A 14,137-nucleotide genomic window follows, 5' to 3' on the forward strand; every position below is an offset into this window, starting at 1 on the left:
CGCCGAGACGGAGCGAGCGAAGCGAGCGCAGTGCACCAGACGCCGCAGGCCCCGCCCTCCGGGCGGACGGAGCTACTTTCGAAACACGCCCTAGAAGTCCTCGTCCAGGTCCACCGAACCCTCGACCGCCACCTGGTACGCCGACGGGCGGCGCTCGAAGAAGTTGGTCAGCTCCTGGACGCCCTGCAGCTCCATGAACGCGAACGGGTTCTCCGAGCCGTACACCGGCGCGAAGCCCAGCCGCGTCAGCCGCTGGTCGGCGACGCACTGGAGGTACTCGCGCATGGACTCGGTGTTCATGCCCGGCAGACCCTCGCCGCACAGGTCGCGGCCGAACTGGAGCTCCGCCTCGACGGCCTCCTTCAGCATCGCGGTGACCTGCTCCTGGAGCGCGTCGTCGAAGAGCTCCGGCTCCTCCTTGCGGACGGTGTCCACGACCTCGAAGGCGAAGTTCATGTGCATCGTCTCGTCCCGGAACACCCAGTTGGTGCCGGTGGCCAGACCGTGCAGCAGACCGCGCGAGCGGAACCAGTAGACGTACGCGAACGCGCCGTAGAAGAACAGGCCCTCGATGCACGCGGCGAAGCAGATCAGGTTGAGCAGGAAGCGCCGGCGGTCGGCCCGCGTCTCCAACCGGTCGATCTTTTCTGCCCCCCTTTCCCCATCCAGGGCGGCCATCCACTTGAAGCAGAACTGCGCCTTGTCGCGGATCGACGGGATGTTCTCGACGGCCGCGAAGGCCGCCGCGCGCTCCGCCGGGTCGGGGAGGTAGGTGTCGAGCAGCGTCAGATAGAACTGGACGTGCACGGCCTCCTCGAAGAGCTGGCGCGAGAGGTAGAGCCGCGCCTCGGGGGAGTTGATGTGCTTGTAGAGCGTCAGCACCAGGTTGTTCGCCACGATCGAGTCGCCGGTCGCGAAGAACGCGACGAGCCGTCCGATCATGTGCTGCTCGCCCGGGGACAGCTTGGCGAGGTCGGCCACGTCGGAGTGGAGGTCGACCTCCTCCACGGTCCAGGTGTTCTTGATGGCGTCGCGGTAGCGCTCGTAGAAGTCCGGGTAGCGCATCGGACGCAGGGTCAGTTCGAAGCCCGGGTCGAGCAGGTTCTTCTGGTTCTTGTCGGCGGTCATTACTGGCAGGCCTCGCAGGACTCGGGGTTCTCAAGGGAGCAGGCGATGGCGTCCGCGTCGGGCGCCGGGGACTGCGCCGGTACGGGGGCGGCGGCGCGGGCGGCGCGGGCGATCCGGGTGGCCGGGCGCGAGCGCAGGTAGTACGTGGTCTTCAGACCCTGCTTCCAGGCATACGCGTACATCGACGACAGCTTGCCGATGGTCGGCGTCTCCATGAACAGGTTCAGCGACTGCGCCTGGTCCAGGAACGGGGTACGGGCCGCCGCCATGTCGATCAGACCGCGCTGCGGGATCTCCCAGGCCGTCCGGTACAGCGCCCGCGTCTCGGCCGGCACCCAGGCGAAGTCCTGCACGGAGCCCGAGGACTCGCGCAGCGCCTCGCGGGTCTCGGCGTCCCAGACGCCCAGCCGCTTCAGCTCGTCCACCAGGTACGCGTTGACCTGGAGGAACTCACCCGACAGCGTCTCGCGCTTGAAGAGGTTGGAGACCTGCGGCTCGATGCACTCGTAGACACCGGCGATCGAGGCGATCGTCGCCGTCGGCGCGATCGCGAGCAGCAGGCTGTTGCGCATGCCGACCTCGGCGATCCGGGCCCGCAGCGCGGCCCAGCGCTCCGGCCAGGTCAGCTCCACGTCGTAGTGGTCGGGGTGCAGCACACCTCGCGCGGTGCGGGTCTTGTCCCAGGCGGGCAGCGGACCGTTGCGCTCGGCGAGGTCGGCGGACGCCTCGTACGCGGCGAGCATGATCCGCTCGGAGATCCGGGTGGACAGCGCCCGCGCCTCCGCCGAGTCGAACGGCAGCTTCAGCTGGAAGAAGACGTCCTGGAGACCCATGGCGCCCAGGCCCACCGGACGCCACCGGGAGTTGGAGCGCCCGGCCTGCTCGGTCGGGTAGAAGTTGATGTCGACGACCCGGTCGAGGAAGGTGACGGCGGTGCGGACGGTCGCGTCGAGACGCTCCCAGTCCAGTTCGCCGGTGGCCGTGTCGACGAAGGCGCCCAGGTTGACCGAGCCGAGGTTGCACACGGCGGTCTCGCCGTCGTCCGTGACCTCGATGATCTCGGTGCAGAGGTTCGAGGAGTGGACGACCGAGCCGGGCTCGGCGGTCTGGTTCGCGGTCCGGTTGGCGGCGTCCTTGAAGGTCATCCAGCCGTTGCCGGTCTGCGCGAGGGTACGCATCATCCGGCCGTACAGCTCGCGGGCCGGCAGCGTCTTGCGGGCCAGGCCCTTCGCCTCGGCCGCGACGTACGCGGCGTCGAACTCCGCGCCGTACAGGTCGACCAGCTCGGGCACGTCGGCCGGGGAGAACAGTGACCAGTCGGCGTCCGCGTTCACCCGGCGCATGAACTCGTCGGGGATCCAGTGCGCCAGGTTGAGGTTGTGGGTGCGCCGGGCGTCCTCGCCCGTGTTGTCGCGCAGCTCCAGGAACTCCTCGATGTCCGCGTGCCAGGTCTCCAGGTAGACCGCGGCGGCGCCCTTGCGCCGGCCGCCCTGGTTCACCGCGGCGACGGAGGCGTCCAGCGTCTTCAGGAACGGGACGATGCCGTTGGAGTGGCCGTTGGTGCCGCGGATCAGCGAGCCGCGGGCGCGGATGCGGGAGTACGCGAGACCGATGCCGCCCGCGTGCTTCGACAGGCGCGCGACCTGGTGGTAGCGGTCGTAGATGGAGTCCAGCTCGTCCTTCGGGGAGTCGAGGAGGTAGCAGGACGACATCTGCGGGTGGCGGGTGCCGGAGTTGAACAGCGTGGGGGAGGACGGCAGGTAGTCGAGCCGGCTCATCAGCCCGTACAGCGCCGCGACCTCCTCCAGCGCGCGCACGCTGTCGTCCTCGGCGAGACCGGCGGCGACCCGCAGCATGAAGTGCTGCGGCGTCTCGATCACCTTGCGGGTGATCGGGTGGCGCAGCAGGTAGCGGGAGTACAGGGTGCGCAGACCGAAGTACCCGAAGCGGTCGTCGCCGGCCGGGTCGATCGCGGCGTCGAGCCGGTCGGCGTGCAGGGCCACGAATTCCGCGGTCCGGTCGGCGATCAGACCCTCGCGGTGACCGGTGGCGACGGACTCGGAGAAGGAGACCGCGCCCTGTCCGGCCGCCTCCTCGGCGATGGTGAGCGTGAGCAGCCGGGCGGCGAGCCGCGAGTACGCGGGGTCCTCGGCGATCAGGCCGGCCGCCGCCTCGGTGGCGAGTTCGCGCAGCTCCGCCGTGTCCGAGCCGGGGTGCCGGCCGCGCAGCGCGGCGGCGGCGACCCGGCCGGGGTCGGTGTCGGTGAGGTCGGCGGTGAGGTCGGTCAGGATCCGCAGCAGCGCGGTTCCGGGGCCGTCGCTCTGGGCCGCGATCTCCTCGGAAGATACAGCCGAAGCCGGATCGGCGGGCGCGATGGTCACTGGGGGCTCTCCCTCGCTCGGCTCGTGGCCTGCACGGGGGATACGGGGACGAGCGGGGGCCGGGATACGCGCGGCGCGCCGCGTCCACCGGCCCACTCCGCGAGGCCCGGACGTCTGTGGCACCCGGAACGGACGGACCGGGTGCGCTGTCCACAGGTCTTCGGACTCCGGCCGCGCGAAAGAGCACGAACCATACCGTTGCGGGACAGTTCCGGATTTCCACCGGATTCCCCTGCGACGACAGCGAGGACGAGCATACATGTGGGGGGCGCCGCTTGCGGCACCCCCCACATGTTGTGTCCCGGCGTCAGGCCTCAGACCGTGTCCCGCAGCTCCAGACCGTAGGAGAGCAGGGTGAAGTCCACCCCGGGAACGGGCTGCCAGTCCCGCTCGGGGGCCCGGACGAAGCCGAGCCGGGCGTAGACCCGGTGCGCTTTGGTCATGGTCCGCTGAGTGGACAGGACGATCCGCGCGCAGCGGGGGACGGCCCGCGCGCGGTCCACGCACGCCCGCACCAGCGCCTCGCCGACGCCCCGGCCGCGGGCCGCGTGGTCGACGGCCAGCATCCGGAATTCGGCCTCGTCCGCGCGGGCGGTGTCCGCCCACTTCTCGCCCCCGGTGGTGAAGGTCACCCCTCCGAGGACCGTCTCCGCCGCGTCGACCGCGACGAGCACCTCCGCCTCGGCGGCGCGCCCGGCCACGTCGCGCAGCAGGTCCGTATAGCCGTCGGCCTCGCCGAACGCCAGGAAGCCGTCGTCGCGGTAGGCCCGTACGGTGATCTCGCCGAGGCGCTCGTAGTCCTCGGGGCGCGCTGCTCTGATCGTGAAGTCCATGGAGGCCAGTCTGTCGGGGGCAGAGGGCCGGCGCGGGAGAATTTCAGCCACCGACCCCCACGCTGTTGTCGGGCGCGCCGTCGCCCTCCGCGGGCAGATCGCCGCGCTGTACGGGTGCCCCGCCGCCCGCCGGCTTCTCGGGCAGCACGTCGTCGAGTTCGCGGGCGTCGGCCCGGTGCGCCCGCTCGGCGGCGGCACGCAGCCGGTCCTTGCCGACGGTGAGCGGGGCGCCGAGGGTGATCCGTACGCCGTCCTCGACGCGGATGTACGTGTGCTGTCCGTCGGACGTGCGGTACCAGCCGGGCTTCTCCGGCGCGCAGGGGGCGGACTTCGGGGAGGCGGCGCAGTCCTGGTCGGTGAAGGTGCCGCGATCGGCGCCGAGGGTGACCTGGGTGCCGTCCTTGGCGACGTACGTGGCCTGGAAGCCGTCGTCGCCCATGACGCCGACCGACTGGCGGGCGAGGGTGAAGCCCTCGATCTCCGTGACGTACACATGGTCCAGGGAGAGCTGCGCGTACCCGGCGCGCTCCTCCAGCTCGGCCTGGGAGGGGGCGCCGGCGATCACGCTGCCGCAGCCGGTGAGGGCCAGCGCCAGGGGCAGGGCCAAGGGCAGAAGCAGCGGGCGGCTGGTCAAAAACGTACGAGAGTTCATCCGTTCATACTCGCGGGAGAACGGGCGGGGCCGCCGGGCTTTCCCTCGGGAAGGCCCGGCGGCCCCGGAACTGCTCCGTGTCGCTGTCGCGGTCGGCCGAGGCGTCAGTGCCCGGCGCCGACCTTCGGCAGCTCGGTGACGACACCCTTGTCGCCGGCGTCCGCCGTGTAGTCCTCCGGCGAGGTCTCGTCGACCCCGTCCGGCGTCCCGACGGCGCGCAGCACCAGGGTGAGGACGACGGTGACGATCACGTTCAGGGTGAAGGCGGTGAGGCCGATGTAGCCGATCTCGCCGATGCCCGGGATCTCCGCCGACGAGCCGCCGAAGTGCTTCTGCGTGGGGCTCGCCACCCCGTATGCGGCGGCTGTGCCGTAGATCATGCCGACGCCCCAGCCGACGAGCAGCGCCCAGCGGTGGAACCAGCGGGTGAACAGGCCGCCGACCAGGGCCGGGAAGGTCTGCAGGATCCAGATGCCGCCCAGCAGCTGGAAGTTGATGGCGACGGTCTTGTCCATGGTGAGGACGAAGATCAGGGCGCCGACCTTCACCAGGAGCGAGACCAGCTTGGAGACCTTGGTCTCCTGCTCGGCGGTCGCGTTCGGCTTGATGAAGTCCTTGTAGATGTTGCGGGTGAAGAGGTTGGCCGCGGCGATCGACATGATCGCGGCCGGCACGAGCGCGCCGATGCCGATCGCGGCGAAGGCCACGCCCGCGAACCAGTCCGGGAACATGTCCTCGAAGAGCTGCGGGATGGCGAGCTGACCGTTGCTCACCTTCACCCCGGCCGCGATCGCCATGAAGCCGAGCAGCGCGAGCAGGCCCAGCATCAGCGAGTACAGCGGCAGGATGGTGGTGTTGCGGCGGATCACGTTGCGGCTCTTGGAGGAGAGCGTCGCGGTGATCGAGTGCGGGTACATGAACAGCGCGAGCGCCGAGCCGAGCGCCAGCGTGGCGTACGTCCACTGGCCCGCCTCGCCGGGGGCCAGCGTGCCGCGCGGCTTGCCGGTGGCGGGGTTGGTCGTGGCGAACGCCTCGCTCGACTTGGCGAAGATCTCGTCGAAGCCGCCCAGCTTGATCGGGATGTAGATGATCGCCACCGCGATGACGATGTAGATCAGGGTGTCCTTGACGAACGCGATCAGCGCGGGCGCCCGCAGACCGGACGAGTAGGTGTACGCGGCCAGCACGCCGAAGGCGATGAGCAGCGGCAGGTCCTTGACGAACCAGTTGGTGTTCTCGCCGCCGCCGACGCCCATCACGTCCAGGACGGCCTGGATGCCGACCAGCTGGAGCGCGATGTACGGCATGGTCGCGAGGATGCCGGTGACGGCGACCGCCAGCGACAGACCCCGGGAACCGAACCGTCCGCGCACGAAGTCCGAGGTGGTGACGTAGCCGTGCTTGTGGGAGACCGACCACAGGCGGGGCAGGAAGGTGAAGATCAGCGGGTAGACCAGGATGGTGTACGGCACGGCGAAGAAGCCGGCCGCGCCCGCCGCGTAGATGGCCGCCGGGACGGCGACGAAGGTGTACGCGGTGTAGAGGTCGCCGCCGAGCAGGAACCAGGTGATCCAGGTGCCGAACGAGCGACCGCCCAGACCCCATTCGTCGAGGCTGTTCTCGTTGGTGGGGCGGCGCCACTTGGCCGCCAGGAAGCCCATGACCGTGACGGCCAGGAAGAAGAAGATGAAGACGCCGAGCGCGACGCCGTTCACGCCGTCCTTCACTTCGCGTCACCCCCCTTGCGCGCACGCTGGTCGGACTGCCACAGCAGGTAGGCGATCACGGTGAGAGCCGTGGAGATGAGCACCCACAGCATCTGGTACCAGTAGAAGAACGGGATGCCGATGAAGGTGGGGTCCACCTTCGCGTAGGAGCCCACCCACAGCATCGCCACGAAGGGTGCGACGAGGAGGAGCCCGATCACCACCCTCAGGGGTGTGACGACTGGTGGTTTTCCTTGTTGCGTGGCTTGTGACATGGCCGTCCGTCCCCTTGGTGATCACCGCGTAATGGGTGGGAAATCTAGGGGACGGGCTCACCTCCGCGTAACCCTTTCCCGCATAACGGATGCGACTCGCCAGGGACTCGTTTTCGATTGAATCCGGCCATATCTGGTCATGATTGGCCTGGAGTAGACCAATTAGTGTCGCCAAATCTCAATATGTGGACCGGATGTGGCGAGAGCGCTTCCGGTGCGTGGCGTGAAAACGGCGAACGGCCACGCTCCGCAAGGGGGAGCGCGGCCGTTCGCCGCGGCAGGGGGAAAGCGGGAGAAAACGGGAGGGGTCGCGGGTCAGTCCAGCGGGCGCTGGAGGCGGGCGACGAACTTGTACCGGTCGCCCCGGTAGACCGAGCGCACCCACTCGACCGGCTCGCCCCGCCGGTCCACGGAGTGGCGGGAGAGCATCAGCATCGGCAGACCGACATCGGTGCCGAGCAGCCCGGCCTCGCGCGGGGTGGCCAGCGAGGTCTCGATGGTCTCCTCCGCCTCGGCCAGGTGCACGTCGTACACCTCGGCCAGGGCCGTGTAGAGCGAGGTGTACTTGACGAGGGAGCGGCGCAGCGCGGGGAAGCGCTTGGCCGAGAGGTGCGTCGTCTCGATCGCCATCGGCTCGCCGCTCGCGAGCCGCAGCCGCTCGATGCGCAGCACCCGGCCGCCGGGGGAGATGTCGAGCAGCCCGGCGAGGGTGTCGTCGGCCGTCACGTACCCGATGTCGAGGAGCTGGGAGGTGGGTTCGAGGCCCTGGGCGCGCATGTCCTCGGTGTACGAGGTGAGCTGGAGGGCCTGGGAGACCTTGGGCTTGGCCACGAAGGTGCCCTTGCCCTGGATGCGCTCAAGGCGGCCTTCGACGACCAGCTCCTGGAGGGCCTGGCGTACGGTGGTGCGCGAGGTGTCGAATTCGGCGGCCAGGGTGCGCTCGGGCGGCACCGGGGTGCCGGGCGGCAGGGTCTCCGTCATGTCGAGCAAGTGGCGCTTGAGGCGGTAGTACTTGGGTACGCGCGCGGTGCGGGTGGCGATCCCGCTGTCCGTCTCCGTACTGCCCGCGTCCGTGGCCATGGCCCGCCTTCCCGACTCCTGTGCTGCTGCCGTCACCGGCTCCTCCGTCTGTCGCGGCTCACATGGTGGCACGGACCGGTCGAGGGTCATCGCCCTCCCTCAGGTGTCGGTCCGATAACGGACGCGACTGCCCTTCTTATACACCCTTGACACCCCTAAAGGTCTAGGCCAAGCTCCGGGTACTGGTCTAAACCATTAAAGACCAGGTCCCGGCCCCACAGCTGTACTCGACGTACGTCTTCGCGTGGTGGGTCAGGGGGAGCAGGCATCCCTGAGGAGGGTGGCGTGAAGCGCAAGCTCATCGCGGCGATCGGTGTCGCGGGCATGATGGTCGGTATCGCGGCGTGTGGTGGCGGCGACGACAAGGGCGGTGCGAAGGCCGGCGGCGACGCCAAGGAGCTGACCGTCTGGCTGACGGTCGACGCCCAGAACAACTGGCCGGAGCTGGTCAAGGCCGCCGACGACACGGTGGCCAAGAAGCACCCGGGCATCAAGATCAAGCACGAGTACTACGGCTGGCCGGACAAGAACACCAAGCTCGACGCGGTGCTCGCGACCGACAAGGCCCCGGACGTTGTCGAGATGGGCAACTCCGAGATGATCAGCTACATGGCCAAGGGTGCCTTCGCCGAGGTCGACCCGTCGAAGTTCGAGAACTCCGACAAGTGGCTCGACGCCCTCAAGGACTCGGTCACCTACAACGGCAAGACCTACGGCGTCCCGTACTACGCCGGTGGCCGCGTGGGCACCTGGCGCAAGGACGTCGCCACCGAGGCGGGCGTCAAGGCCGCCCCGAAGACCTGGGCCGAGCTGACCGCCGCGCTCGACGCCATCCAGAAGAAGAAGGGCGACAAGTTCAGCGCCTGGTACCAGCCGTCGCCGGACTGGTACGCCGCGATGTCCTTCGTCTACGACGCCGGCGGCTCCATCGCCAAGCAGGACGGCGAGACCTGGAAGGCCAACCTCTCCTCCACCGAGTCCCTCAAGGGCCTGACGGAGTACAAGAACATCGTCGACAAGTACATGCACGGCGACAAGACGAAGGACGAGGCCGACCGTCCCGTCGTCTTCGGCCAGGGCAAGTCCGCGACGATCTTCGCCGCCGGCTGGGAGGGCGCCACCGCCGCCGACCCGAAGACCGACAAGGTCGGCGGTCTGAAGGACAAGCTCGAGAACTTCGTCATGCCCGGCCCGTCCGGCAAGAACCTCCCGGTCTTCCTCGGCGGCTCGGACCTGGCCGTCCCGGTCAAGTCCAAGGCGCAGGACGTCGCCGCCGAGTGGATCGCCGCCTTCACGGGCGCCGAGGGCCAGAAGGGCCTCGTCGCCAAGGGCAACCTGCCGAACAACAAGGCGGCCCTCGCCCCGCTGAAGAGCGACCCGGCCACCGCCGTCCCGGCGACCGCCGCCGAGTCCAGCTGGTTCGTCCCGACCGCCCCCGGCTGGGGCCAGGTCGAGAAGGCCCAGATCCTCAAGACGATGCTCATCGAGATCGCCAACGGCAAGAAGCCGGTCGAGCAGGCCGCCAAGGACGCCGACGCCGCGATCGACAAGGTCATCAACACCAAGTGACCTGATGTCGCAGGGTCCCGCCGCGCGGGGTCTGTCCACTGGGCAGGCCCGCGCGGCGGGACCCTGCCGCCCGTATCACGAGAGGGATCGCTGAGGAGCACGGGATGAGTGCCGCTGACACAACCACCGCGAAGGTGCCGCCGGTGCGGCAATCGCCGCCATCGGGCTCCAAAGCCGCGAGCCCGGCTTCCGGGGGCGGCAAGAGAAAGGGCGGAGCGGGCATACCCTGGCTGCTCCTCGCGCCCTGTCTGATCGTGCTGATCCTGGTGCTCGGCTATCCGCTGGTGCGCCTGGTCACCCTCTCGTTCCAGCGCTTCGGCCAGCCGCAGCTGTGGGGCTTCAAGGAAGCCGAGTCGGCCGGCTTCGACAACTTCACCGCGATCCTCGGCGACGGCGAGTTCTGGACCGTCGTGCTGCGCACCGTGATCTTCGCGGCCGGCGCCGTGATCTTCACCATGGTGCTCGGCATGCTGATCGCCCTGCTCCTCCAGCGCGTCTCGGGCTGGGTCAAGGCCCTGATCAACATCGTGCTCGTGGCGAGCTGGGGCATGCCGATCATCGTCTCCACCGCCATCTTCAAGTGGCTCTTCGACGCCGACTACGGCGTGCTGAACTGGCTGCTCAGCAGGCTGCCCGGGGTCGACATGATCGGCCACAACTGGTTCGCCAGCGGCCCCCAGGGCCTCGCCGTGATCATGCTCCTGGTGGTCTGGGGCGCCGTGCCCTTCGTCGTCATCACCCTGAGCGCCGGCCTCACCCAGGTGCCCAAGGAGCTGGAGGAGGCCGCGCGCCTCGACGGAGCCGGCGCGATCGGCGTCTTCCGCTACGTCACCCTGCCCATCCTCAAGCCCATCATCGTCATGCTGACGACGCTGTCGGTCATCTGGGACATGGGTGTCTTCCCGCAGGTCTACGTGATGCGCAACGGCCACCCCGAGGCCGAGTTCCAGCTCCTCACCACGTACTCCTTCGACAAGGCCTTCGTCGTCAACGACTACGGCACGGGCTCGGCGATCGCCGTCGTCACCGTGCTGCTGCTGCTCGGAGTCGTGGCGGTGTACATGCGCCAGATGCTCAAGATCGGAGATGTCGAGTGAGCGTCACCAAGGCATCCGCACCCGCACCGGCACCCGTGCCCGCCGCCGCACCCGCCGTCTCCCCCCGGCCGGCCAAGGCCCGCAAGCCGCGCAAGTCGAAGGCCGGCTGGAACCTCCTCGGCCTGCTCGTCTTCGTCACCCTGGGCTTCCCCGTCTACTGGATGCTCAACACGGCCTTCAAGCCGGCCAAGGACGCGATCGACCCCGACCCGCACTTCTTCCCGTCCACCTTCACGCTGGAGAACTTCCGGCGCGCGCTGGACATCGCGGACTTCTGGGGCCCGGTCGGACGCAGCCTCGTCGTGTCGGCCGTCGTGGTCGTCATCGGCATCGCGATCGGCCTGCTCGCCGCCCTGGCCATCTCGCGCTTCGCCTTCCGCGGCCGCAAGGTCGTCATCGTCGGCATCCTGGCCGTCCAGATGGTCCCGCTGGTCGCGATGATCATCCCGGTCTTCCTGCTGCTCAACGACCTCGGTCAGTACGACAAGCTCAGCGGCCTGATCATCACGTACCTGACCTTCATCCTGCCCTTCACGGTGTGGACGCTGCGCGGATTCATCGTCAACATCCCCAAGGAGCTGGAGGAGGCCGCCCAGGTCGACGGCTGCACCCCGACCGGCGCGTTCCTGCGGGTGGTCTTCCCGCTGCTCGCCCCGGGCATGGTCGCCACCTCCGTCTACGGCTTCATCCAGGCGTGGAACGAGTACCTCTACGCCCTGATGCTGATGAGCCAGCAGAACCAGACGGCCACCGTCTGGCTGTCCAACTTCATCACCAAGAACGGCACCGAGTACGCCCCCATGATGGCCGGCTCGACCATGATGGCCGTCCCCATCGTGATCCTCTTCCTCATCGTCCAGCGCAAGATGGCCGCCGGTCTGACGGCCGGCGCGGTGAAGGGATAACGGAGCCCCATGACCACTCTCGTACGCGGTTCGGACACCCTGACCCGTGACGCGCTCACGGTCCTCCAGCCCGGATTCGTCGGCACCACCGCCCCCGACTGGCTGCTCCGCCGCATCGGCGAGGGCCTGTCCTCCGTGGGCCTTTTCGGACGCAACGTCGCGAGCCCCGAGCAGCTCGCCGCCCTCACGGCGCGGCTGCGCGCCGAACGCGACGACGTCCTCGTCGCGATCGACGAGGAGGGCGGCGACGTCACCCGCCTGGAGGTCAACGAGGGCTCCTCGTTCCCCGGCAACTACGCCCTCGGCCGTGTCGACGACGTCGAGCTGACCCGGGCCGTGGCCCGCGAACTCGGCCGCCGGCTCGCGCTCTGCGGCGTCGACCTCAACTGGGCGCCGTCCGCCGACGTCAACTCCAACGCCGACAACCCGGTCATCGGGGTCCGCTCCTTCGGCGCCGACCCCGACCTGGTCGCCCGGCACACCGTGGCGTACGTCGACGGCCTGCAGTCCGTCGGTGTCGCCGCCTGCGTCAAGCACTTCCCGGGCCACGGCGACACCAGCGTCGACTCGCACGACGCGCTGCCCCGGATCGACGTGGACCCGGCCACCCTGCGTGCCCGGGAACTGCGCCCGTTCCGCGCCGCCATCGAGGCCGGCACCAAGGCGGTCATGAGCGCGCACATCCTGCTGCCCGCGCTCGACCCGGAGCGCCCGGCCACCCTGAGCCCGCGGATCCTCACCGGTCTGCTGCGCCGGGAGATGGGCTTCGACGGCCTGATCGTCACCGACGGCATGGAGATGCGGGCGGTGGCGGCGACGTACGGCATCGAGCGCGGATCCGTCCTCGCGATCGCCGCGGGCGCCGACGCCATCTGCGTCGGCGGCGGGCTGGCCGACGAGGGCACCGTCCTGCGGCTGCGCGACGCGCTGGTGACCGCGGTGCGGACCGGTGAACTGCCCGAGGAGCGGCTGGCCGACGCCGCCGAGCGCGTCCGCGCGCTGGCGTCCTGGACCAGGGCGCACCGGGTCGCCGGGAGCGTGCCGGGACCGGGCGCGGCGGCGTCGGAGGGGACCGCGCCCGGCTCCGGCTCCGGCGCCGACGTAGGACTCGTCGCGGCCCGCCGGGCTCTGACGGTCACCCCGGGCGGGGCGCCCTTCACCCCGCTCGCCGACGCCCCGTACGTGGCCGCGTTCACGCCCACCGCCAACTTCGCGGTCGGCGACGAGACCCCCTGGGGCGTCGCCGCCGAACTGGGCCGGCTGCTGCCGGGGACCCGTACCGGCTCGTACGGCGCGGACGTCACGGCCGACGAGGTCCTGACGGCGGCGGGGGAGCGGCGCGTGGTCGCGGTCGTCCGGGACCTGCACCGTCATCCGTGGATGTCCGCGGCTCTGGACGCCCTGCTCACGGACCGTCCGGACACCGTCGTGGTGGAGATGGGCCTGAACGAGTCGGAGCCGCGCGGCGCGCTGCACATCGCCACGCACGGCGCCGCCCGCGTCTGCGGCAGGGCGGCGGCGGAGGCGATCACGGGCCGCTGAGGCCGCCGCTCTCCGAGGAGCGATCCGGGGGGCGTTCCGTCGGGCATATGCCGAGGCCCGGCACCTGGATCAGGTGCCGGGCCTCGGCATATGCCATACCTGCCGCCGCGGGAAGCGGTCAGATGCTCTGCCAGGCGGGCTTGTTCGCGAAGGTGTGGCGGAAGTAGCCCGCGAGCTTCAGCTTCGAGGCGGCGGCCTCGTCCACGACGACCGTCGCGTGCCGGTGCAGCTGGAGCGCGGAGGCCGGGACGAGCGCGGCGACCGGGCCCTCGACGGTCTGCGCGACGGCCTCGGCCTTGCCCTCGCCGGTGGCCAGCAGCACCAGGTGGCGGGCCTCCAGGATGGTGCCGATGCCCTGGGTGATGACGTGGTGCGGCACCTGCTCGATGTCGTCGTCGAAGAAGCGCGCGTTGTCGATCCGGGTCTGCTCGGTGAGCGTCTTGATCCGGGTCCGGGACGCGAGCGAGGAGCAGGGCTCGTTGAAGCCGATGTGCCCGTCGGTGCCGATGCCCAGGATCTGGAGGTCGACCCCGCCCGCCTCGGCCAGCGCCTTGTCGTAGGCCTCGCAGGCGGCCTGGACGTCCTCGGCGGAGCCGTCCGGCCCCATGAACCGCTCCTCGGTGAGGCCGAGCGGCTCGACGACCTGGCGCAGCACGGTCGAGCGGTACGACTCGGGGTGCCCGGCCGGCAGGCCCACGTACTCGTCGAGCTGGGCTATCCGCGCGCGCGAGGCGTCCACGGAGCCGGCCCGGACCAGGGCGGTCAGCGCGTCGTAGATGGGCAGCGGCGTCGATCCGGTAGCCACGCCGAGCAGCGCGTCGGGCTTGCGGCGCAGGAGACCGGCGATGCCGTCCGCGATCAGCTCGCCGCCGGCCTTGGCGTCCTTGACGATGACAACTTCCACGCTGTGCCTGCCGATCTGATCAGGGGCTGGTGAGGACCGAGGTGGTATAGACCAATCTCCTCAAA

Annotated in this window: 12 protein-coding genes and 1 riboswitch; of the genes, 4 read left to right on the plus strand and 8 right to left on the minus strand. The window is 69.8% G+C overall.

Annotated elements, in window-relative coordinates; all coding sequences use genetic code 11:
- Positions 1 to 90: 90 nt before the first annotated feature.
- The 7 genes from ACGFRB_RS08290 to ACGFRB_RS08320 all read right to left on the minus strand — a co-directional run bounded on the left by ACGFRB_RS08290 (position 91) and on the right by ACGFRB_RS08320 (position 8,055).
- A complete protein-coding gene (locus tag ACGFRB_RS08290) occupies positions 91 to 1,128 on the minus strand; it encodes a ribonucleotide-diphosphate reductase subunit beta (protein ID WP_393240626.1) in 1,038 nt (345 codons plus the stop codon).
- Positions 1,128 to 3,509 carry a ribonucleoside-diphosphate reductase subunit alpha gene (locus tag ACGFRB_RS08295; protein ID WP_393240629.1) on the minus strand — a complete coding sequence of 794 codons (2,382 nt, stop codon included), beginning with the start codon at positions 3,507 to 3,509 and terminating at the stop codon, positions 1,128 to 1,130. The genes ACGFRB_RS08290 and ACGFRB_RS08295 overlap by 1 nt, the downstream gene beginning before the upstream one ends.
- A gap of 133 nt (positions 3,510 to 3,642) precedes the next feature.
- Positions 3,643 to 3,775, minus strand: a riboswitch (cobalamin riboswitch).
- A gap of 48 nt (positions 3,776 to 3,823) precedes the next feature.
- Positions 3,824 to 4,342 (minus strand): GNAT family N-acetyltransferase, encoded by a 519-nt coding sequence (locus ACGFRB_RS08300; protein WP_393240632.1) that lies wholly within the window; start codon positions 4,340 to 4,342, stop codon positions 3,824 to 3,826.
- Positions 4,343 to 4,385: 43 nt separating this feature from the next.
- A complete protein-coding gene (locus tag ACGFRB_RS08305) occupies positions 4,386 to 4,994 on the minus strand; it encodes a hypothetical protein (RefSeq protein WP_393240635.1) in 609 nt (202 codons plus the stop codon).
- A gap of 104 nt (positions 4,995 to 5,098) precedes the next feature.
- Positions 5,099 to 6,721 carry a monocarboxylate uptake permease MctP gene (mctP, locus tag ACGFRB_RS08310; RefSeq protein WP_393240638.1) on the minus strand — a complete coding sequence of 541 codons (1,623 nt, stop codon included), beginning with the start codon at positions 6,719 to 6,721 and terminating at the stop codon, positions 5,099 to 5,101.
- Positions 6,718 to 6,975 carry a DUF3311 domain-containing protein gene (locus ACGFRB_RS08315; RefSeq protein WP_393240640.1) on the minus strand — a complete coding sequence of 86 codons (258 nt, stop codon included), beginning with the start codon at positions 6,973 to 6,975 and terminating at the stop codon, positions 6,718 to 6,720. The genes mctP and ACGFRB_RS08315 overlap by 4 nt, the downstream gene beginning before the upstream one ends.
- A gap of 315 nt (positions 6,976 to 7,290) precedes the next feature.
- Positions 7,291 to 8,055, minus strand: coding sequence for a GntR family transcriptional regulator (locus tag ACGFRB_RS08320; protein WP_363001793.1), 765 nt, complete (start codon positions 8,053 to 8,055; stop codon positions 7,291 to 7,293).
- A 285-nt stretch (positions 8,056 to 8,340) separates the two neighbouring features.
- Between ACGFRB_RS08320 and ACGFRB_RS08325 the strand changes: the two genes are divergently transcribed.
- The 4 genes from ACGFRB_RS08325 (at position 8,341) to ACGFRB_RS08340 (ending at position 13,168) form a co-directional block, all read left to right on the plus strand.
- Entirely contained in the window at positions 8,341 to 9,624 is a 1,284-nt protein-coding gene (locus ACGFRB_RS08325) for an extracellular solute-binding protein (protein ID WP_363001440.1), read from the plus strand.
- A 104-nt stretch (positions 9,625 to 9,728) separates the two neighbouring features.
- On the plus strand, positions 9,729 to 10,721 hold the full coding sequence (locus ACGFRB_RS08330; protein WP_363001438.1) for a sugar ABC transporter permease: 993 nt from the start codon (positions 9,729 to 9,731) through the stop codon (positions 10,719 to 10,721).
- Positions 10,722 to 10,756: 35 nt separating this feature from the next.
- A complete protein-coding gene (locus ACGFRB_RS08335) occupies positions 10,757 to 11,626 on the plus strand; it encodes a carbohydrate ABC transporter permease (RefSeq protein WP_363001791.1) in 870 nt (289 codons plus the stop codon).
- A gap of 9 nt (positions 11,627 to 11,635) precedes the next feature.
- On the plus strand, positions 11,636 to 13,168 hold the full coding sequence (locus ACGFRB_RS08340) for a glycoside hydrolase family 3 protein (RefSeq protein ID WP_393240644.1): 1,533 nt from the start codon (positions 11,636 to 11,638) through the stop codon (positions 13,166 to 13,168).
- 118 nt (positions 13,169 to 13,286) lie between these two features.
- On the opposite strand, the gene nagB is transcribed toward ACGFRB_RS08340, so the two are convergent.
- Positions 13,287 to 14,072, minus strand: coding sequence for a glucosamine-6-phosphate deaminase (gene nagB / locus ACGFRB_RS08345; RefSeq protein WP_363001435.1), 786 nt, complete (start codon positions 14,070 to 14,072; stop codon positions 13,287 to 13,289).
- Between the last annotated feature and the right edge of the window lie 65 nt (positions 14,073 to 14,137).

The sequence above is a fragment of the Streptomyces sp. NPDC048718 genome (assembly GCF_043198875.1).
Taxonomy (GTDB): Bacteria; Actinomycetota; Actinomycetes; order Streptomycetales; family Streptomycetaceae; genus Streptomyces.